General features: G+C 64.8%; 20 protein-coding genes and 1 riboswitch. Of the genes, 10 read left to right on the forward strand and 10 right to left on the reverse strand.

The window, feature by feature from the left end:
* Positions 1–43 precede the first annotated feature (43 nt).
* Positions 44–2605 carry a TIGR02302 family protein gene (locus ABID44_RS08910; protein ID WP_354151351.1) on the forward strand — a complete coding sequence of 854 codons (2562 nt, stop codon included), beginning with the start codon at positions 44–46 and terminating at the stop codon, positions 2603–2605.
* A gap of 16 nt (positions 2606–2621) precedes the next feature.
* On the opposite strand, the gene ABID44_RS08915 is transcribed toward ABID44_RS08910, so the two are convergent.
* From ABID44_RS08915 to ABID44_RS08925, 3 genes are read right to left on the reverse strand one after another with little or no spacing between them, the layout of a single operon-like run.
* Positions 2622–3005, reverse strand: a complete 384-nt coding sequence (locus ABID44_RS08915) for a response regulator (protein ID WP_354151352.1) — start codon at positions 3003–3005, stop codon at positions 2622–2624.
* 59 nt (positions 3006–3064) lie between these two features.
* Positions 3065–3607 carry a hypoxanthine phosphoribosyltransferase gene (hpt, locus tag ABID44_RS08920; protein ID WP_354151353.1) on the reverse strand — a complete coding sequence of 181 codons (543 nt, stop codon included), beginning with the start codon at positions 3605–3607 and terminating at the stop codon, positions 3065–3067.
* A 38-nt stretch (positions 3608–3645) separates the two neighbouring features.
* Positions 3646–4308, reverse strand: coding sequence for a hypothetical protein (locus ABID44_RS08925; RefSeq protein ID WP_354151354.1), 663 nt, complete (start codon positions 4306–4308; stop codon positions 3646–3648).
* A gap of 183 nt (positions 4309–4491) precedes the next feature.
* Here ABID44_RS08925 and ftsE point away from each other — a divergent pair, with 183 nt between their 5' ends.
* From ftsE to ABID44_RS08945, 4 genes are all read left to right on the forward strand, one after another.
* Positions 4492–5151, forward strand: coding sequence for a cell division ATP-binding protein FtsE (gene ftsE / locus ABID44_RS08930; RefSeq protein ID WP_354151355.1), 660 nt, complete (start codon positions 4492–4494; stop codon positions 5149–5151).
* Complete coding sequence (locus ABID44_RS08935; RefSeq protein WP_354151356.1) at positions 5144–6133, forward strand: cell division protein FtsX; 990 nt, start codon at positions 5144–5146, stop codon at positions 6131–6133. The genes ftsE and ABID44_RS08935 overlap by 8 nt, the downstream gene beginning before the upstream one ends.
* Before the next feature lie 113 nt (positions 6134–6246).
* Positions 6247–6933, forward strand: a complete 687-nt coding sequence (locus tag ABID44_RS08940) for a YdcF family protein (protein ID WP_378226568.1) — start codon at positions 6247–6249, stop codon at positions 6931–6933.
* A 141-nt stretch (positions 6934–7074) separates the two neighbouring features.
* The gene (locus ABID44_RS08945) at positions 7075–7866 is read left to right on the forward strand and encodes a lysophospholipid acyltransferase family protein (protein ID WP_354151357.1); all 792 of its coding nucleotides are present in this window, start codon (positions 7075–7077) and stop codon (positions 7864–7866) included.
* A gap of 3 nt (positions 7867–7869) precedes the next feature.
* Here the strand turns inward: ABID44_RS08945 and ABID44_RS08950 are convergent, their stop codons facing one another.
* Both ABID44_RS08950 and ABID44_RS08955 read right to left on the reverse strand, forming a co-directional pair.
* Complete coding sequence (locus ABID44_RS08950) at positions 7870–8820, reverse strand: aldo/keto reductase (protein WP_354151358.1); 951 nt, start codon at positions 8818–8820, stop codon at positions 7870–7872.
* An 86-nt stretch (positions 8821–8906) separates the two neighbouring features.
* Positions 8907–9425, reverse strand: a complete 519-nt coding sequence (locus ABID44_RS08955; protein ID WP_354151359.1) for a gamma-glutamylcyclotransferase — start codon at positions 9423–9425, stop codon at positions 8907–8909.
* A 94-nt stretch (positions 9426–9519) separates the two neighbouring features.
* Between ABID44_RS08955 and ABID44_RS08960 the strand changes: the two genes are divergently transcribed.
* Entirely contained in the window at positions 9520–10515 is a 996-nt protein-coding gene (locus ABID44_RS08960) for a DUF2125 domain-containing protein (protein ID WP_354151360.1), read from the forward strand.
* A gap of 57 nt (positions 10516–10572) precedes the next feature.
* On the opposite strand, the gene ABID44_RS08965 is transcribed toward ABID44_RS08960, so the two are convergent.
* Entirely contained in the window at positions 10573–11508 is a 936-nt protein-coding gene (locus ABID44_RS08965) for a prephenate/arogenate dehydrogenase family protein (RefSeq protein WP_354151361.1), read from the reverse strand.
* A 4-nt stretch (positions 11509–11512) separates the two neighbouring features.
* Complete coding sequence (locus tag ABID44_RS08970; RefSeq protein ID WP_354151362.1) at positions 11513–12622, reverse strand: pyridoxal phosphate-dependent aminotransferase; 1110 nt, start codon at positions 12620–12622, stop codon at positions 11513–11515.
* A 129-nt stretch (positions 12623–12751) separates the two neighbouring features.
* Positions 12752–12831: riboswitch (SAM riboswitch) on the forward strand.
* 53 nt (positions 12832–12884) lie between these two features.
* On the opposite strand from ABID44_RS08970, the gene ABID44_RS08975 reads away from it, so the two are divergent.
* A complete protein-coding gene (locus ABID44_RS08975; protein WP_354151363.1) occupies positions 12885–13808 on the forward strand; it encodes a homoserine O-succinyltransferase in 924 nt (307 codons plus the stop codon).
* A 58-nt stretch (positions 13809–13866) separates the two neighbouring features.
* Here ABID44_RS08975 and ABID44_RS08980 read toward each other — a convergent pair whose 3' ends face one another.
* Positions 13867–14652: a class I SAM-dependent methyltransferase gene (locus ABID44_RS08980; protein ID WP_354151364.1), complete on the reverse strand. Its 786-nt coding sequence runs from the start codon at positions 14650–14652 to the stop codon at positions 13867–13869.
* 133 nt (positions 14653–14785) lie between these two features.
* Here ABID44_RS08980 and gloB point away from each other — a divergent pair, with 133 nt between their 5' ends.
* Positions 14786–15553 carry a hydroxyacylglutathione hydrolase gene (gene gloB, locus ABID44_RS08985; RefSeq protein ID WP_354151365.1) on the forward strand — a complete coding sequence of 256 codons (768 nt, stop codon included), beginning with the start codon at positions 14786–14788 and terminating at the stop codon, positions 15551–15553.
* An 11-nt stretch (positions 15554–15564) separates the two neighbouring features.
* On the opposite strand, the gene yddG is transcribed toward gloB, so the two are convergent.
* Together yddG and ABID44_RS08995 are read right to left on the reverse strand one after the other, a co-directional pair.
* The gene (gene yddG, locus ABID44_RS08990) at positions 15565–16446 is read right to left on the reverse strand and encodes an aromatic amino acid exporter YddG (protein WP_354151366.1); all 882 of its coding nucleotides are present in this window, start codon (positions 16444–16446) and stop codon (positions 15565–15567) included.
* Positions 16447–16500: 54 nt separating this feature from the next.
* Complete coding sequence (locus ABID44_RS08995; protein WP_354151367.1) at positions 16501–17298, reverse strand: DUF3108 domain-containing protein; 798 nt, start codon at positions 17296–17298, stop codon at positions 16501–16503.
* A 239-nt stretch (positions 17299–17537) separates the two neighbouring features.
* Between ABID44_RS08995 and rpmB the strand changes: the two genes are divergently transcribed.
* On the forward strand, positions 17538–17834 hold the full coding sequence (gene rpmB / locus ABID44_RS09000; protein ID WP_354151368.1) for a 50S ribosomal protein L28: 297 nt from the start codon (positions 17538–17540) through the stop codon (positions 17832–17834).
* 66 nt (positions 17835–17900) lie between these two features.
* Positions 17901–18578, forward strand: coding sequence for a queuosine precursor transporter (locus ABID44_RS09005; RefSeq protein ID WP_354151369.1), 678 nt, complete (start codon positions 17901–17903; stop codon positions 18576–18578).
* Positions 18579–18581 lie beyond the last annotated feature (3 nt).

Consider the following 18581-nt stretch of genomic DNA (forward strand, 5'->3'; position numbering starts at 1 on the left):
TGGTGAACAGGCCATGCCATGAAGGCCGGCTGTGGAAAGGCCGATGACTGACCGTCCCAACGCAAGCATCACCCCAAGACTGAAGCAACGGCTTCTTTTCAGCCGCGCGGCGACGCGCGTGGCGATGATCGCCGAACGCTTCTGGCCGCTGGTTCTGCCGCTTGTGCTGATTGCCGGCCTGTTCGTCAGCCTGTCCTGGTTCGGCGTGTTCGCCTTGCTGCCGGAAGGGCTGCGCGTCGCGCTTGCGGCCGTCTTCGCACTTGGCGCGCTCGCGGCTCTGTGGCCGTTGCGCTTCCTGCGCCTGCCGAAGGCGGCGGAGATCGACCGCCGCATCGAAGCGGTGAACCGGCTGGAGCACAATCCGTTGCTCACGCTCGACGACCGGCCGAGCGGCGCGCGCACGCCTTTTGGCGAGGCGCTGTGGCGCGAGCATCAGAAGCGCATGGCTGCGCGCCTTGGCAGGCTCGACGCCGCCGTTCCCGATGCGCGCGTTCCCGAGCGCGACCCGTGGGGCCTGCGCGCCGGCGTGGCGCTTTTGCTGTTCACGTCCTTCGCCTTTTCCTATGGTCCTTTGGGCGGGCGCCTCTCCGATCCCTTCCAGCCGGCGGCGGCGCGCGAGGTAATCGCGCCGCGCATCGACGCCTGGGTGACGCCGCCGCCCTATACCGGCAAGGCCCCGATGTTCCTGACGGCCGACGCCAATCGCGGCGTTTCCACCTTCACGGTCCCGCAGGACAGCACGCTTTCGCTGCGCGTCACAGGCGGATCGGGCGAGGAGACGCTGAGCTATGCGCCTTCCGGCCGCGACGCGCAGGCGATCGAGCCCGCAAAGGCGGCGAGCGGTGAGGCAGGCGCGGCACCGGCTGCCGGCAATGTCAGGCAGTTTGCCGGCGCACTCACCGAAGATGGCGAGTTGCTGCTGCATTCCGGCCGTCAGGAGATCGGCCGCTGGGGCTTTTCGGTGACGCCTGACAAGCCGCCGGTCATCCGCTTCGCGGCTGAGCCGAAGCGCGCCGTCAACGGCACGCTCGAACTCCAATACGAGATCGAGGACGATTATGGCGCGGCTTCGGCCAGGGCCGGGTTCGAGCAGGCGCAAGCGCCCGCCCCCAATGCGCGCCCGCTTTACGATGAGCCGGAAATGACGCTCAACCTGCCACGGCGCGGTTCAAAGGCGAATGCGGCCAAGACTTCGAAAGACCTGACGGAGCATGTGTGGGCCGGCAGTTCGATCAGGTTGACGCTGTCAGCCACCGACGATGCCGACCAGACCGCGCACAGCGAGGCCATGACCATGGTCATGCCGGAGCGGAGCTTCACCAATCCGCTGGCGCGGGCGGTGATCGAACAACGCCGCCTGCTCGGTCTCGACGCCAACGCCAGACAGCGCGTGCTCGACCTGATCGACGCCGTCACGCTGCGCCCCGAAGATACGTTCGACAGCCCGACCAGCTATCTGGCGCTGATGAGCGTACGAAGCCGTCTCAGGCTGGCGGGGAGCGACGACCAGCTTCGCGATGTGGTCTCCTATATGTGGCAGGTGGCGCTCGGTATCGAGGATGGCAGCCTGTCCGACGCCGAACAGCGCCTGCGGCAGGCCCAGCAGGCCTTGCAGGAAGCCCTGCGCAACGGCGCTTCCGATGAGGAGATCAGCAAGCTGATGCAGGAGCTGCGGCAGGCGATGAACGATTTCCTGCGCGAGTTCGCCCAGCGCAACCAGAACCGCGACAATGCCCAGATGCCGCAGGACGGCCAGCAGATGCGCCAGAGCGACCTTGACCGCATGCTGGACCAGATCGAGAATCTCGCCCGGTCCGGCAATCGCGAGCAGGCCGAGGATTTACTCTCCCAGCTTCAGGACATGATGAACAATTTGCAGATGGCCCAGCCGAATCAGGGGCAGCAGGGCCAGCAGGGCGAATTCAGCCAGCAGATGAACAAGCTGGGCGAGATCATGCGCCGCCAGCAGGAGATGATGAACGAGACGTTCCGCATGGACCAGATGCAGCGCGGCGACGATGGCCAAAGCGGGGATGGGGACCGGCAGGATCAGGGCCAGCAGGGCCAAAACGACCGCAACGGGCAACCGGGACAGGGAGGCATGACCCCGGAAGAGCTGGCGGAGGCGCTGAAGCAGTTGCAGGAGGGGCAAGGCCAGCTTCAGCGGGACCTCCAGCAGCTCGGCAAGAACCTTGAAGGCATGGGCATGCAGCCCAACGAGGGCTTCGGGCAGGCCGACCGCTCCATGGGCCAGGCCGGCGAATCGCTCGGCGAAGGCGAGGGCGATCGCGCCGTCGGCCATCAGGGCCGGGCGCTCGAAGCGCTGCGGCAGGGCGCGCGCGACATGATGCAGCAGTTGCAGGCGATGATGGGCGAAGACGGACAGCAGGGGCAGGGTGGCCGCCAGCAGAACGCCGACCGCGACCCGCTGGGCCGGCCCCGCGCCACGCAGGGCCCTGATTTCGGTGATTCCGTCAAGGTGCCGGACGAGATCGACGTGCAGCGCGCCCGCCGCATCCTGGACGAGATCCGCAAGCGGCTCGGCGATGCGCTGTCGCCGCAGGTCGAGCGCCGCTATCTCGAAAGGCTTCTGGAAGCGAAGTGACCCCGGGCGACCCGCTTCAGGCGGCCCGGATGAGGTCCACGGCGAGCGCCGCATCGACCCGGCTGCGGATTTCGGCCAGCGTGAACGGTTTGTTGACGACATCGATGATGACCTCGTTCAACTCGTCGGCGCGCTCGCGCTGGTCGGCGTAGCCGGTCATCAGCAGGATGCGCAGGCCGGGGAAGACGCGGGCCGCGGACATCGCCATCTCGATGCCGTCCATCTCGGGCATGCGGATGTCGGACACGACCAGATCATAGCCGCCATTGGCGGCGCGGATCATCTCCAGCCCCTGCGCTCCGTCTGCGGCGACGTGAATCTGGTGTCCTGCACGCTCCAGCGCGCGGGAAACGAACATGCGGACGGAATCATCGTCCTCGACGATCAGAAGCTTTGCCATGCGCTGGAGTCTGACGGCCAAAAGTTGAATTTTGCTGATCGCGGATGGTAAGAAAAGGGTTACGCGTCCCCTGTGACGATGCCGACGAAAGGCAGTTCGCGGAAGGCGTGGCCCACATCCATGCCGTAGCCCACGACGAAATGGTCGGGACAGTCGAAACCGACATAGTCGGCTTCAAGGTCGGTCTGGCGGCGCATGCGCTTGTCGAGCAGAACGGCCAGAGAACAGCTTTTCGCACCCCGCGAGAGCATGAGGTTGCGGGTGAACTGCAACGTCTTGCCCGATTCCAGAATGTCGTCGACCAGGAGCACGTCGCGGCCGGCGACCTCATTGTCGATGTCGCGCAGCACCCTGACCTCGCCGCTGGTCGTGCCCGCGCCGTAGGAGGAGATGAAGATGAACTCCACCTCCGGGGCGAGTCCCGCATCATGCATGGCCCGGATCAGGTCGGCTGCGAAGATGAACGAGCCTTTCAGGATCGAGATGACCAGCAGGTCGTGATATTCGCGGCTGGCGATTTCCTTGGCCAGCTCCAGATTGCGGCGGGCGATCGCCGAGGCCGAGAACAGGACTTCGATGTCCTTGCCGCGCACGACTGGCATTTTGGCGATACTCCCACTGCAACCTGATCTGACTTCGATTATCCGGCAAAGGCCACGGATACGGATTTCACCCCGTTTCTAGGCACCTCGACGCGTCCGGAAAAGGCGAATCTTTCGCCCGGGGCCAATGTACGGTCCAATGTCCCCAACCTGTATCGGGTGATGCGGCCGTCGTCGCCGGTGACTCGGATTTCCAGCGGCGGCAATTGCGCTTGCGCCACGCCGTCATTGCCGGCCTCGCCATCGACGAGCAGCAGCGCCCGCGCTCCCGAATCATCGATGCGTGAGGTGACGGCGGAAATACTGAGCGCCGATTGCGGAGATGGACGCAAAAGATCGCTCTCGGTGACCAGCGCATGGCCGCCGGCTATCCAGAAGGTGGTGGCGGCGACGCCGAAGCCGGTCAGCCAGAAGGCCGGACCGGCGGCGCGGGAGAAGGGCTTCGAGCGGGTCGGGCCGTGCCTCAGCAGAACCGCCATGCCATCGGTCGGCGGCTGCGGCGCGTCGCTCTTCGCCACGCCGTCCGCCTCGCTTCCGCATGGCGAGCGGGTAGCCGAAGCTTCGCCGAGCACGATGTAATCGGCTTCAACGATATCGTCCGCGCACGGTGATGCCGGACGAAAAACGCCGCCGGCAGGCTGTTCCTGCGGGACGGCCATGATTTCGCCGGAAACCGGTCGTGCCATCTTGTGGGCGGCCATGCTGGTCCCCGTTCGCACATCAGTTCCAGCCAGCTAGCCGGAAAATGGTTAATGCTTCACGACCGGAGGCCACCCATCGGTGACGAAATTGCCGGAATTTAACCTGCCATTAACCATCCCTAACGATTTTCGACTGAAGGAAACGGTCGGTGCTTCGCCCGTTCAGCTTTCAGGTCGTTCAACGTGATCCGCTTCGAAAATGTCGGTCTCCGCTATGGCATGGGTCCGGAGATTCTCCGCGACATCTCCCTGCACATACCGGCCGGGTCGTTCCAGTTCCTCAGCGGTCCTTCGGGAGCGGGCAAGACCACGCTTCTGCGCCTGCTGTTCATGTCGCTGAAACCGACGCGGGGGCTGATCACCGTCTTCGGCAAGGATCGCGCCCGCATCTCGCGTGGCGAATTGCCGCTGCTGCGCCGGCGCATCGGCATCGTGTTCCAGGATTTCCGCCTGCTCGACCACATGACGACCTATGAGAACGTGGCGCTGCCGCTGCGCGTGCGCGGCCGCGAGGAATCGAGCTACCGCACCGATGTCATGGAATTGCTGAAATGGGTCGGTCTGGGTGAGCGCATGCATGTGCTGCCGCCGGTTCTTTCAGGCGGCGAGAAGCAGCGTGCGGCGATTGCGCGCGCGCTGATCGAACAGCCGGAAATCCTGCTCGCCGACGAGCCGACCGGCAATGTCGATCCGCAGCTTGCGCGCCGGCTGCTCAGGCTCTTCATCGAGCTGAACCGGCTCGGCACGGCGGTCGTCATCGCCACCCACGATCTCACGCTGATGGACCAGGTCGACGCCCGGCGGCTGATCCTCGCCAATGGAAGGCTGGACATCTATGATTGACGTTCCCGCCGCCCCGCCGGCCGAAGAGGAAGAGTTCGAGCGCCCCGCGCCGGCCGAACGCGCCCCGCGCAAGACCGCGCCGATCGTGCCGGCCCAGAACATCGCCGGCCGGGCTCTGGTGGTGGTCATCGCAATCATGACCTTCCTGTCCTGCGTCACCTTCGGCGCGGTGACGCTGGTGCGCGACACGGCCTCGGTGTGGGAGAACCAGATTTCGCGCGAGGCGACGATCCAGATCAAGCCGGCCGAGGGCATCGACATGGAGATCGCGCTGGCCACAGCCGCCGGCATCGCCGCCGAATTCGACGGGGTGAAGGCCACGCGCATCGTCGACCGCGCCGCCACGATGCGTCTGCTGGAGCCGTGGCTGGGGTCCGGCTTCGACATAGAGCAATTGCCGGTGCCCCGGCTCGTCATCGTTACCATCGATGAAAACGCCCCGCCGGATTTCGCCGCCATGCGCGCCGCCATAACGACGGCGACGCCCAGCGCCACGCTGGACGACCACCGGACCTGGGTCGATCGGTTGGTGGCGATGGCGCACACGACGGTGACGATCGGCATCGCCGTGCTGGCGCTGATGTTGTCGGCCACGGTGATGACGGTGGTGTTCGCCACGCGTGGCGCCATGGCCGGCAACGGTCATATCATCGAGGTGCTGCACTTCGTTGGCGCGGAAGCTTCGTTCATCGCGCGCCAGTTCCGCAAACGCTTCCTGTTCACCGGCATGAAGGGGGCCGCGGCGGGCGGCCTCGCCGCCATCGTCGTGTTCGTCGCCTTCTCATGGTGGTCGTCGCGCAACATGGCGACCCCGCAGGGCGATCAGGCGGCAGCCCTTTTCGGCAATTTCGCCATCGGCTCGGCCGGATATTTCGGCGTGCTGATGATGGTGATCATCATCGGCGCGCTCACCGCGGCAACATCTCATGCAACGGTCGTGGCCTATCTCAGCGATCTGGAAGCGGGTCAGGCGGATGTTTGAAAGCGCCGATCACAGACTGAAATAATTCGTAACTCAATGTGCATCCGACGCTCCGCCAAAGCGCGCGAATCACGGTTTACCATGCGTGAGTGCTTGGGAAGGAGACGGGTGTAATGGCCGGGATGGCGCCAGCATCGCGCATCGAGACGAGAACGCGCGGGCGCGCCCGCCGCGTCCTGCGCGTTGGCGCGATCCTCGCGCTTGCCGTCGCCACCTGCTTCGTCGCCGGGTTCGGCTGGTTCTCCAGTCATGTCAGCCGGCTAACCGCGCCCATGAACCCTCCAAAGGCCGACGCCATCATCGTGCTGACCGGCGGGCAGTCCCGCCTCGACGCCGCCATGAGCCTGCTCGAATCAGGCAAGGGCCAGCGGCTGCTGATCAGCGGCGTGCATCCGGCCGCCAGCCGCAAGCAGCTCCAGCTCGCCATGGGCGGCGACAGCAAGCTGTTCGCCTGCTGCGTGGACATAGACCGCGCCGCGCTCGACACTATCGGCAATGCCGAGGAGAGCGCCAAATGGGTCGGGGAACATGCCTATGGCAGCATCATTCTCGTGACCAACAACTATCATATGCCACGGAGCCTGCTGGAGATGGGCCGGCTGCTGCGCGGGGCGCGGCTGGAGCCCTATCCGGTCGTCAATTCCAAGCTCGACGACGGAAGCTGGCTGGTGAAGCCGCAAGCGCTTCGGGTGCTGTTCACAGAATACAACAAATATCTCGCCGCGCTGGCCCGCGGCGTGGTGCCGGTGCGCCTGCAACATGCGGGCATGTCGGTGGCGGACGCTTCCGCAAAGGAATGAACGCGGCCCTTTCATGCCGGTTTCCATTTTTCCCACGCTTGGTGTAACGAGGGCGCCTGTTTCTTCGCATCCACGCAATTGCGGGCGGCAGGGCGTTTCGCGCTTCCCCGGCATTGCTCCGATTACAGGCTCGCCTCGCCTATGCTTCACATCCGCTCGCTGGCCTTCAACTTCGCCTTCTACGCCAGCCTGATTTTCCAGATGCTTTTCTGGTCCCCCTATTACTTCCTGTCGACGCGCCGCCGGGCATGGTTCGTACCGAGGTTCTGGTCGTGCTCCAGCATGTGGCTCTATGAGAAGATCGCCTTGACCCGCAAGGAGATCACGGGGCAGGAGAACCTGCCGGACGGCTCTTTCATCCTTGCGCCCAAGCACCAGTCGTTCTGGGATACGTTCGCCTTTTTCCCCTACCTCAAGGATCCGATCTACATCCTCAAGCGCGAACTTACCTGGATTCCGTTCTTCGGATGGTACCTGCTCAAGATGCGTATGATTCCGGTCAACCGTGGCAGCCGCGCCCGGGCGCTCAAGGGTGTCATCGCGGCCACCAAGGCGGAAATGGCGCGCAATCCACGCCAGCTCATCATCTATCCCGAAGGCACGCGCCGCGCGCCCGGAGACGTGCCGAATTACAAATGGGGCATTGTCGAGCTCTACAGCCAGCTCGGCGTGCCGGTGGTGCCGGTCGCCCATGTCGCGGGGCTCTATTGGCCGCGCCGCAAGTTCCTGCGCTATCCCGGAACCATCAAAGCGCGCTTCCTCAGGCCCATACCGGCGGGACTGGACAAGGAAGAGTTCATGCGCCGGCTGGTGAGCGAAACCGAAGCGGCCTGCGATGAACTGCTCATCGAGGCCGCGGGTGCGCCGAATCCGCCGCCCATGCCGCCCACCGCCGCGAAGCGGCTGAAGGAGCTGGGCGTCGGGCCGGGCTGAGATTCAGGGAGCGCTGGCGCTGTCCAGCCTTTTCATGTCGGCGTCGGAAAGCTTCAGCGAGACCGCGCCGATCAGGCTTTCGAGTTGCTCCAGCGAGGTCGCGGAGGCGATAGGCGCAGTAACGCCAGGCCGCGCCATGATCCATGCCAGCGCCACCTGCGCCGGGGTGACGGCATGGTTCGCCGACACCTCGTCGAGTGCGGCGAGGATGCGCATGCCGCGCTCGTTGAGATAGGGCGCGACGCCGCTGCCGCGCGTGCTTTTTCCCAGATCGGCCTTGCTGCGGTACTTTCCGGACAGGAATCCCTTGGCCAGCCCGTAATAGCTGATGACGCCGACGCCCCTGGCCACGCACAGGTCGCGCAGCGGGCCGTCGAATTCGCTGCGGTCGTATAGGTTGTAGGCCGGCTGGAGCACTTCGTAGCGCGGCAGGCTGTGATGGTCGGCGGCGTCGAGCGCGGCCTTCATCTGGCCGGCGTCCAGATTGGAGGCCCCGATATGGCGCACCTTGCCCTTCTCGATCAGCCGCTGGTAAGCGCCCAGTGTCTCGGCATGGGGAACGGTCGGGTCCGGCCAGTGCGAAAGGTAGAGGTCGATCACGTCAATCTGCAGGCGCTTCAGCGACGCCTCCACGGCCTTTTCGATATGCGCGGGCGACAGGTCGACGCGGCCCTGCCCGATGTCGGAGCCGACCTTGGTGATGATCACCACCTTGTCGCGCTTGCCGCTTTTCTTCAGCCAGTTGCCGATGGTGGTTTCGGACTCGCCCCCTGAATTGCCCGGCGCCCAGCGCGAATAGACGTCGGCCGTGTCGATGGCGTCAAGCCCGGCGTCGACGAAGCGGTCGAGCAGATCGAAAGAGGTCTTTTCATCCGCAGTCCAGCCGAAGACGTTGCCGCCGAAGACCAGCGGCGTGATCTTGAGGTCGGTGCGGCCGAGCGTTCTCTTTTGCAAATCAGTCTCCCTTCAGGAATCGCCGGCAACACAGGCCGGCGCCGGGCTGAACATAGTGCAGTGACGCGAATTGCCAATGACGATCCCTATCGCGCAATTCGACGGTCCACTTCTTCCAGCCAATGGTCACGAATGCCGAGCGCCTGCAAATGGCGCACGGTGTTCGCCACGTAATCCTCGTTCGGTCCCGAATGGCCTGAAGCGCCGCGCACCATGGCGGCTGCGGCCGTCTCGTCCAGCGCGCCGGCATACTGGCTGTGCCCGCGGTCGGCCACATAGGCGATCGCATCGGCGCGCGCGCCATCTTCCAGCCGCACGGGAAGCATCCGCTCCAGATAGACGCCGGTGACCTGCTCGCGCTCGCGCAGGTAGGCGATGACCTGCTCGCGCGCCGTGTGCTCCACCCTGAAAGCCATGCCGACGCAGGAGCCGCCACGATCCAGCCCGAGAACGAGGCCGGGCCGGTCAGGCGTGCCACGATGGACGAAGGAATAGATGCACAGCGCGCGGCGATAGCCGTGCAGGCGAGCCCGACGCGCCTCGACATAGTCGAAACCCGGACGCCAGATCAGAGAGCCATAGCCAAAAACCCAAAAATCGCCCATATCCCAACACCAGAGTCGGGCGCGGCCGCAATCGCGCCGGCCATTTTCGTGAGGGCCCATTCCCTCGCATCAACGGGGTAGCGAGAGCGGCGGCATGACGTCAAGTGATGAGGCGCAACCGAAACGGCGGCGAGGGTTGCCGTGGCTTCTGATTTTTCTGGCCGCCCTGTTCGGGCTTTACAGCGCCGGCTGGTTCTATCTGGCCGACCGCATCAGGGACGAAGCGCGGCAGATGATCGCCGACCTCTCCGGGCGAGGCGTCCGCTCGGATTGCGCGCGGCTGCGCGTCGAGGGTTATCCGCTGAAGCTTGCCGTTCTGTGCAACGGGCTTGCCTATCAGGACGACGCGAAGGGAATAGCCGCGACGACGGGGGCGCTGGAGGCCAGCACCAGCATCTTCAATCCGTTGGTGGCAGACGTGACGATGCGCGGGCCGCTGCGCATGCTGGCGCCGGGTCTCGCGCCACTGTGGCTGGACTGGGACCAGCTCGACATTCGCGCCGGCCTGTGGCGGTCGATGCCCGGCCAGATGACGCTGACGGCGCAGGGGCTTTCCGGCCAGACCGATCCGGATGACAACGAGCCCGTTCCGCTGTTCAACGTGACCGATCTTGCGCTCGACCTGTGGCCGGATGGCGACGATCTGCTCTATCGCGGCAGCTTCGCGGAACTGGACATCACCGCCGATGCGCTGGAGGGCCGCAACCTGCCTTCGCTCGACGGAGCGGGCGAGGCGCGGCTGAAGAACGGCGTGACGCTGCTTCGGGCGAACCCGCGCAGCCTGCGCGGCCATGCGTTCGACATCACCAGGCTCCAGCTATCCTCAGGTGAGGCCGCCATTTCCGTTTCGGGACCCGCTTCCATCGACGAGGACGGCCTGATCGACGGCGATCTGATGATACGCGTGACCAACCCGGAAGCCGTGGCCGAGGTCCTGGCCACAGCGATCCCGGAACAGGCGCGGCAGATAAGGCAGGGTTTCGGCGCGCTCGCGATGATGGGCAAGCAGCCGGCGCTGCCGCTCAGGATCGTCAAGGGCGCCGCCACGCTGGGCTTCATTCCGCTGGGCAGGATCGAGCCGCTGGATTGAACAGCGGAAGACCCGGCATGCATGGCAGGCCGGGTCTTTTTCGGGCAGTGATGGTCGTCAGGACTTGGCCGGATGCTCGACCGCCTGACGGCCGAAGTTCGGCGCATCGACTTCCTGTCCGGCCTCAATGATCGAGCGGCGCACGGCGCGGGTGCGCGTGAACAGGTCGAACAGCTTCTCGCCGTCGCCCCAGCGGATCGCCCTTTGCAGCGAGGCAAGGTCTTCGGAGAAACGCGCCAGCATTTCGAGAATGGCGTCCTTGTTGTGCAGGCACACGTCGCGCCACATGGTCGGGTCCGACGCCGCCAGACGGGTGAAGTCGCGGAAACCGGAAGCGGAATATTTGATGACTTCCGATTTCGTCACCGTCTGCAGGTCGTCGGCGGTGCCGACGATGTTGTAGGCGATGATGTGCGGCAAATGCGAGACGATGGCCAGCGTCATGTCGTGATGCGCGGCGTCCATGGTGTCGATGTTGGCCCCGCAACGCCGCCAGAATTCCGACAGTTTCTCCAGCGCGTCGGGATCGGTGTCGGGGAGGGGGGTGAAGATGCACCAGCGGTTCTCGAACAGCTCGGCGAATCCGGCGTCGGGACCGGATTTTTCCGTACCGGCCAGCGGGTGACCGGGAATGAAATGCACGCCTTCGGGCACATGCGGCTGCATCTGCGTGATCACCGAGGTCTTGGTGGAGCCGACATCGGTGAGGATCGCGCCCTCCTTTAGCGCTGGCGCGATCTGTTTCGCCACGGCCTCGGAAGCGCCGACCGGCACGGAGACGATGACGAGATCGGCGTCGCGCGCCGCATGTGCGGCATCCGTGGCGTAGCTGTCGCCGAGGCCGAGTTCTTCAGCCCGCTTCAGCGTATCGGGGCTGCGTGTGGAGATGGCGATATGGCCGGCGAGGTTGTTTCGCCGGATGACGCGGGCGAGGGACGAGCCGATCAGGCCGATGCCTACAAGGGCGACCTTCTCAAAAAGGGGTTCGGACATTTTCTCAACTTTTCAGGAATTCGGTCAGTGCGGCGACGACGCCGCGGTTGGCTTCTTCGGTTCCGACTGTCATCCGCAGCGCGTTGGGAAAACCGTAGCCTGCAACGCGCCGCAGGATATACCCTCGCGCGGTCAGATACTCGTCGGCGGCCGAAGCCGAATGCTCGCCGTTCTCCGGAAAATGAACGAGAATGAAATTGGTGACGCTGGGCGTCACCCTGAGCCCAAGCGCGGTCAGTTCTGCGGTAAGCCAGGGCAGCCAGATCTCGTTGTGGGCTATCGAATGCTCGACGTGGGCGCGGTCGCGCACGGCGGCTGCGCCGGCGGCGATGGCCGTTGCGGTCACGTTGAAGGCGTCGCGCACGCGCTCGAGGGCGTCGATGATGTGGGCGGGCGCATACATCCAGCCTATGCGCGCGCCGCCGAGGCCATAAGCCTTTGAGAAGGTGCGGGTCATGACCACGTTTTCCGCTCCGGCCACCAGCTCGACGCCGGCTTCATAGTCGTTGCGGCGCACATATTCGGCATAGGCGGCGTCGAGCAGCAGCATGACGTTCCCGGGCAGGCCGGCGTGCAGGCGCTTTACCTCGTTGAAGGGAATGTAGGTGCCGGTGGGGTTGGCGGGATTGGCGAGGAACACCATGCGCGTCCTGTCCGTGACGCTGGCCAGGATCGCATCGACATCGACGCGCTCGTCCTTCTCCGGAGCCACGACCGGGGTTGCGCCCGCCGCCATGATGGCGATGCGATAGGCGAGGAAGCCATATTGCGGGTAGATCGCCTCGTCGCCGGGGGCGAGATAGATGCGCGACAGCAGCGCCAGCGCCTCGTCCGAGCCGTTGAAGCACATGAGGTTGGCCATATTCAGCCCGTGGGCCTCGGCAATCGCCTCGCGCAGGGGCGTGGACGAGCCGTCCGGGTAGAATTCCAGCCGGCCCGCCACCTCGCGCGCAGCCTCGATCGCCTTCGCAGAAGCGCCAAGCGGGTTTTCGTTGGCGGACAGCTTGTGCAGCTTCACGCCGGCGGGCGCTGCGCTTTTGCCCGGCACATAAGCCTCGATGTCCAGAATGCCGGCGCGGGGATGGGGACGAGACTGTTCTTGTGCCGTGGTCATGATTCGAAATCCATTGGAAGGCCGTAAATTTCCGGCGAGATGCACGGAAATACCCGCCGCAAACGGCAATGTCGAGGGTGAAGGCTTGGCGCAGAGCATTGACGCGAACGATACCCGGTCCTAGATAGAAATCCGTTCCGTGGTGATTTGGCCGGTCGGCTTGCAGCCACGTTAAAGAAGTCGCTAAAAAAGGCCGAGGCTGACAGCCATGTCGGGACCGGTCGCGATTTCGCCGCCGGTCTTTTGTTTTGGAGCTTGTCCGATGCCGATCAAGATCCCCGATCAGCTCCCTGCCCGCGAGGTGCTCGTACGCGAGGGCGTGTCGATCATGGACGAGCGCACGGCGCTCAGGCAGGATATCCGCCCCTTGCAGATCGGCCTGCTCAACCTGATGCCGAACAAGATCCGTACGGAGACGCAGTTCGCCCGCCTGCTCGGCGCTTCGCCTCTCCAGGTCGAGCTGACGCTGGTGCGGGTGGGCAACCACAAGGCCAAGAACACATCGGAGGAGCACCTGATCTCCTTCTACCAGACATGGGACGAGGTGCGGGACCGCAAGTTCGACGGCTTCATCATCACCGGCGCGCCGATCGAGCTGCTGCCCTTCGAAGAGGTCAATTACTGGAAAGAGCTGGAGCAGATCCTCGACTGGACGACCGGCAACGTCCATTCCTCCTTCTTCATCTGCTGGGGGGCGATGGCGGCCGCATGGCATTTCCACCGCATCCCGAAATACACGCTGGCGAAGAAGGCGTTCGGCGTCTATCGCCACCGCAACGATGCCCCGGCCTCACCCTACCTCGCCGGTTTCTCCGACGATTTCGCGGTGCCCGTATCGCGCTGGACGGAGGTGCGCAGCAGCGACATTCCGGCTGGCGTCGGCCTCGATCTGCTGATGGAATCGGATGTCACCGGTCCGTGCCTTTTGTCGGAGCCGGCCGGCAACCGGCTCTACATGTTCAACCATATCGAATATGATTCGACTTCGTTGAAAGAGGAATATGACCGGGACGTCGCCGCAGGCTCGGCCATCGAGGTGCCGCATGAATACTATCCCGACAACGATCCGTCCCGGCCGCCGCTTAACCGCTGGCGCTCGCATGCGCATCTGCTGTTCGGCAACTGGCTGAACCAGGTCTACCAGACCACCGAGTTCGATCTGGAGCAGGTCGGCCACCGGAGCTGACGGACCACGCCTGTTGATCTGGTGACGCCGAGCCAGCTCCTTTCGGGGCGGCCATCAGTCAGGTCTGCTTTGCGTCCGGCCTGGGGCGGGTCGGCTTGGCGCTGAAGCGCATGCCAAGGCTTGGCGCGCCCTGCGGCGACAGCACCGGCACGAAGACACGGCGGGAGGCGCGCTGCGCCACCGGTATGCCCTGATACAGGCGCTTCTGCGCTTCAACGGCGATGACGCCGGAGAAGATCGGCCACAGCCAGCGGCCGCCACGCTCGAACAGGCCGTGCAGGCGCATCACGAAGCGCCGGCGCGAGGGCGGGAAGAACAGCCCGTCCGACCATGCCGCCGGCGTGAAGTTCGCTTCCCTAAGAAGTTCGCCGAGTTGTCCGCGCGAATAGGGCCGGCCGGTGCCGAAGGGTGTGTGCTCGAAACGAGCCCACATGCCACGCCGGTTCGGCACGACGATGACGACGCGGCCGGCCGGCGACAATACCCGCCAGATCTCGTTCAGCGTCTCGCGCGGGTTTTCCGCATGTTCCAGCGAATGGACGAGCAGCATGCGATCGATGGAGGAATCCATCAGCGGCAGTTCCTCGTCGAACACCAGCGCGGTGGACGCCGGCCCGGTCGGGGGCCATATCACGGCCCCCTGCGTGGCCGGCATGAAGGCGAAGACGCGCTCGGCGTCCGAGCCGAACCGTTCCAGCCAGGGCAGCGCATAGCCCAGTCCCACCAGCCGCTCGTTCGGCACCGGCGCCCAGATCGACGACAGCGCCATGGTGATCGAGCGTTCGGCAAGGCGGCCGAGCGGCGAGGCATAGAAAGAGCGCAGGTCGACAATGTCGGAATGCATGGAAAGCCTGTCGTGCGAGTTGCCGCCAGACGGTAGCCCTTGTGCGGGGCGACTTCAACAAAGCCGCCAAACTCCGATGGGGTGACAGGCGGTGTCGCACGACCTATGTCTGAAGCTCAGGAGGAGTTTGCGCATGGCCATCGAGATCGAACAGTTCATGTGTCGGCAGGACAATTTCGGCGTGCTGCTGCGCGATTCCGGCACTGGCGAGGTGGCGCTGGTCGACGCGCCCGAGGAAGCGCCGATCCTCGCCGCCATCGAGCGCACCGGCTGGACGCCGTCGCGCCTGTTCGTCACCCACCATCATGGCGATCATGTCGCGGCCAATCTGGCGCTGAAGGAGCGCTTCCGGTTGCGCATCATCGGGCCGGAGGCCGAAAAGGACAGGATTCCCGGCATTGACGAGACGGTGGAAGACGGGTCGCGCATTCCCTTTGGCGGCGAGACCATCGAGGTGATCGCCACGCCGGGCCATACGGCGGGCCATGTCAGCTATCACCTGCCGCAGTCGAAGCTGGCGTTCACCGCCGACACGCTGTTTGCGCTGGGCTGTGGCCGCCTGTTCGAATGCCCGCCGCCGGTGATGTTCAAATCGCTGACGAGGCTGGCGGCGCTGCCTGCCGAAACCACGATCTATTGCGGCCATGAATATACGCTGGCCAACGCCCGTTTCGCGCTGAGCGTCGATCCGGACAACGCCGCCTTGCAGGCGCGGATGAAAGAGGTCGAGGCGCTGCGGGCGCAAGACAAAGCCACGCTTCCGACCACAATCGGCGCGGAGCTGGAAACCAATCCGTTCCTGCGCTGGGCCGATGCGGCGATCCGCAGGCGGCTGGGCATGGAAAACGCGGCGGATGTCGAGGTGTTCGCCGAAATCCGCCGGCGCAAGGACAATGCTTAGATCGCGGGGGCCTAAACCCTGGCAGGGATTTTTCTGCCGAACAGCAGCGATTTTGCCGCCAGCACCGCGCCGCCGGTGATCAGCGCGCAGGCGGCGAGGATGCGCAGCGACGGTTCCGCGAAGCCGGTGACGATCAATATCAGCGTGGACAGCAGGGGTGCTGCGTAGCTGGCGGCGCCCAGCACCTGAATGTTGCCGCGCTTCACGCCGATGTCCCACGCATAGAAGGCCGCGCCCACCGGCATCAGGCCGAGGCCGAGAACGGCCAGCCACTGGCCGACATCGGCGGGAAGAACCGTTTCCTCAAGCATCAGGTGGCAGGCCAGCGACAGCGCCGAGGTCGCCGCGCAGAACCACGTCACGATCGTCGTCGGCACCGAGGGGAAACGGCGCGACAGCAGCGAATAGGCCGACCAGACCAGCGCGCATACGCCGGCCATGGCATAGCCGAAGGCATAGCTGGCGTCGAAGGAAAGCCCGCCGCCGCGCGTGACGATGAGGAACGTTCCGGCAAGGCCGAGCAGGGCGCCGGCAACATGGTTCCATGCCAGACGCTCGCCCGGCATCAGCGCCGAGCCGATGACGATCAGCAGCGGCCACAGATAGGCGATGAGGCTGGCTTCCACCGCCGGCGCGTTGCGCAGTGCGGTGAAATAGAAGAAGTGATAGCCGAACAGGCCGGCGATGCCGATCATCCACACCTGCGGCGGAATGCGGATTTTCTGCTGCGGCTGCGGCGTGAACAGGCGCGCGGCGAGCCCGACGCCGGCGCCGATGGCGAAGGTGATGGCCGAAAGCAGGAACGGCGGCACCGCGCCCGAAGCGTCGGTCAGCAGGGCCAGCAGCGCCCACATGGCGACAGCCGAAAAGCCGATCAGGGTTGCCCTTCCCATCCGTATCCCCCCGATAATCCCTTCGCGTGCAAGTCGCTTCGGCGGAATGGCCGCCTATTTCGCGGTTTCGAAGCGGTGCGCTCTGACGGTGATCGTCCCGATCTGGGTGCCGATCGTCGCATAGATGGGGGCATATACACCGGTCTCGCCGACCGGCGCAAACGTGACCATGATGCGGCTGCGGTTTTTCAGATAGTCCAGAGACTTCTTGCCCTGCCGGTAGCCGGCGACGGGCTGGAAATTCATGCGGCAGGTCACTGTGGGGCCCTTGTAGCCCTTCACCGAAATATCGCCCTTCGAGGCGAAGCTGAGCCTGAGGTCGGCGCGTATCTCGCCATCGTACATCTTCACCGTGCGTCCGCACACCTGATCGATGGTGTCGGCGCGCACCATGGTGGAGGCGATGGGGTCGATCGCCTGACGCAAATGCCCCTTGTCCAGCGCCACCCAGTCCTTGCCGCGCTTCTTCGGTTTCGGCTTGATCTCGGTGGAGGCGACCGCGCCATCTGCGAAGCTTATATCGACGAGCGAAGGCTTCCTGGCCGAAACATATTCGGCGCGGAAGGCGCGCGGGCTCGGGCCGTTTGCGGTAATTCGGCCGGTGGCGGTGAGGGAGCCCCTGGTGTCGTCGAAAATGCGGCCGAGACCGGCGCTGTTGACGGAGCCGCTGATGTTGTAGTCGCGGCCGTCATACACGCTCCTGATGGCTGCGCGCGCCACCGGCAGCCCCAGATAGGTGATGCTGTAGTCGCCATTGAAGGTTTGCGGCGAAGCGGCTGTCGCGGCTGAAGGCGCAAGCGCCGGCAACAGAAGGGCTGTGACGGCGAGCCTGAGAGATAGCGGGGAAGTCATGGCTATGTTCCTGATGCATGAGCGGCCAAGCGCGGCGTGTCCCTTTCCGTTTGCATATAGGGTCAATTCCGGCCTTTATAAGAAAACCGTTTGCCGTGTCGGAGCGAGCTTGTGCTTGACGCCCCCGCCAAATGCCACTATGGAACGCCGACTTTCCTTTAGGCCGCCTGCTGGAGACCGCGCGCCATATGGCGCGGGCACCGGGAGTTTGGCCGGAACAAGAATTGAAGGGTGCAATCATGTCCCGCGCTTGCGAACTTACCGGCAAAGGCGTCCAGACTGGCAATAATGTCAGCCACGCCAACAACAAGACCCGTCGCCGCTTCCTGCCGAATCTGGTGAACGTCACGCTCATTTCCGAGGCGCTGAACCAGAACGTGCGTCTGCGCATCTCCGCCGCCGCCCTGCGCACGGTGGAGCATCGCGGCGGCCTCGACGCTTTCCTGACCAAGGCCGTCGAGGACGAGCTCTCCCAGCGCGCGCGCCTGCTGAAGAAGCAGATCGCCAAGAAGTCGGCTGAGCAGGCGGCAGCCTGATCCTGATCTTGCGCAGCGCCGCTTCATAGCTGGCGCTGCACTGGTTCCATCACCCAGGATAAAAAAATGAGTTTCCTTCTCCGTTACCTGCCTTTCGTGGCCGCCATGGCGCTTGTCGTCGTGGCGTCGAATGTGCTTGTGCAGTTCCCGCTCGATGTGGACATTGCCGGCCTGTCGCTCGCCGACGTGCTGACCTGGGGCGCGTTCAGCTATCCCTTCGCCTTCCTCGTCACCGATCTCGCCAACCGCCGCTACGGCCCGGCGGTCGCGCGGCGTATCGTCTTCGTCGGCTTCATGGCGGCGGTCATCTGCTCCATCTTCAGCCCGCCGCTGCTTTACAAGCTCGGCCTGATCGAATTCGACACGGCGGCGGCAAGGCTGGTGCGCATCGCCTGCGCTTCCGGAGCCGCCTTCCTCACCGCGCAACTTCTTGATGTCGCCGTGTTCAACCGGCTGCGCCGGCAAAGCTGGTGGCGCGCGCCGATCTTCGGCACGCTGGCCGGTTCGGTGCTCGACACGCTGGTGTTCTTCTCGGTCGCCTTCGCGCCGGCCTTCGCCTTCCTCGGTCCGAACGAACCCTTTGCGCTGGAACCGGCTCCGTTGATGGGCGCCTTCTCCACAGAGGTTGTGCGCTGGCTGTCCTGGGCGGCGGGCGATTTTGCGGTGAAGCTGGCGATCGCCGTCTTCGCGCTCATTCCCTACCGGTTGATTGTGTTGCGCTGGAGCCGGCCGCTGGCGGCCTGAGCC

It is taken from the genome of Aquamicrobium ahrensii (assembly GCF_040545755.1).
Classification (GTDB): Bacteria; Pseudomonadota; Alphaproteobacteria; order Rhizobiales; family Rhizobiaceae; genus Mesorhizobium; species Mesorhizobium ahrensii.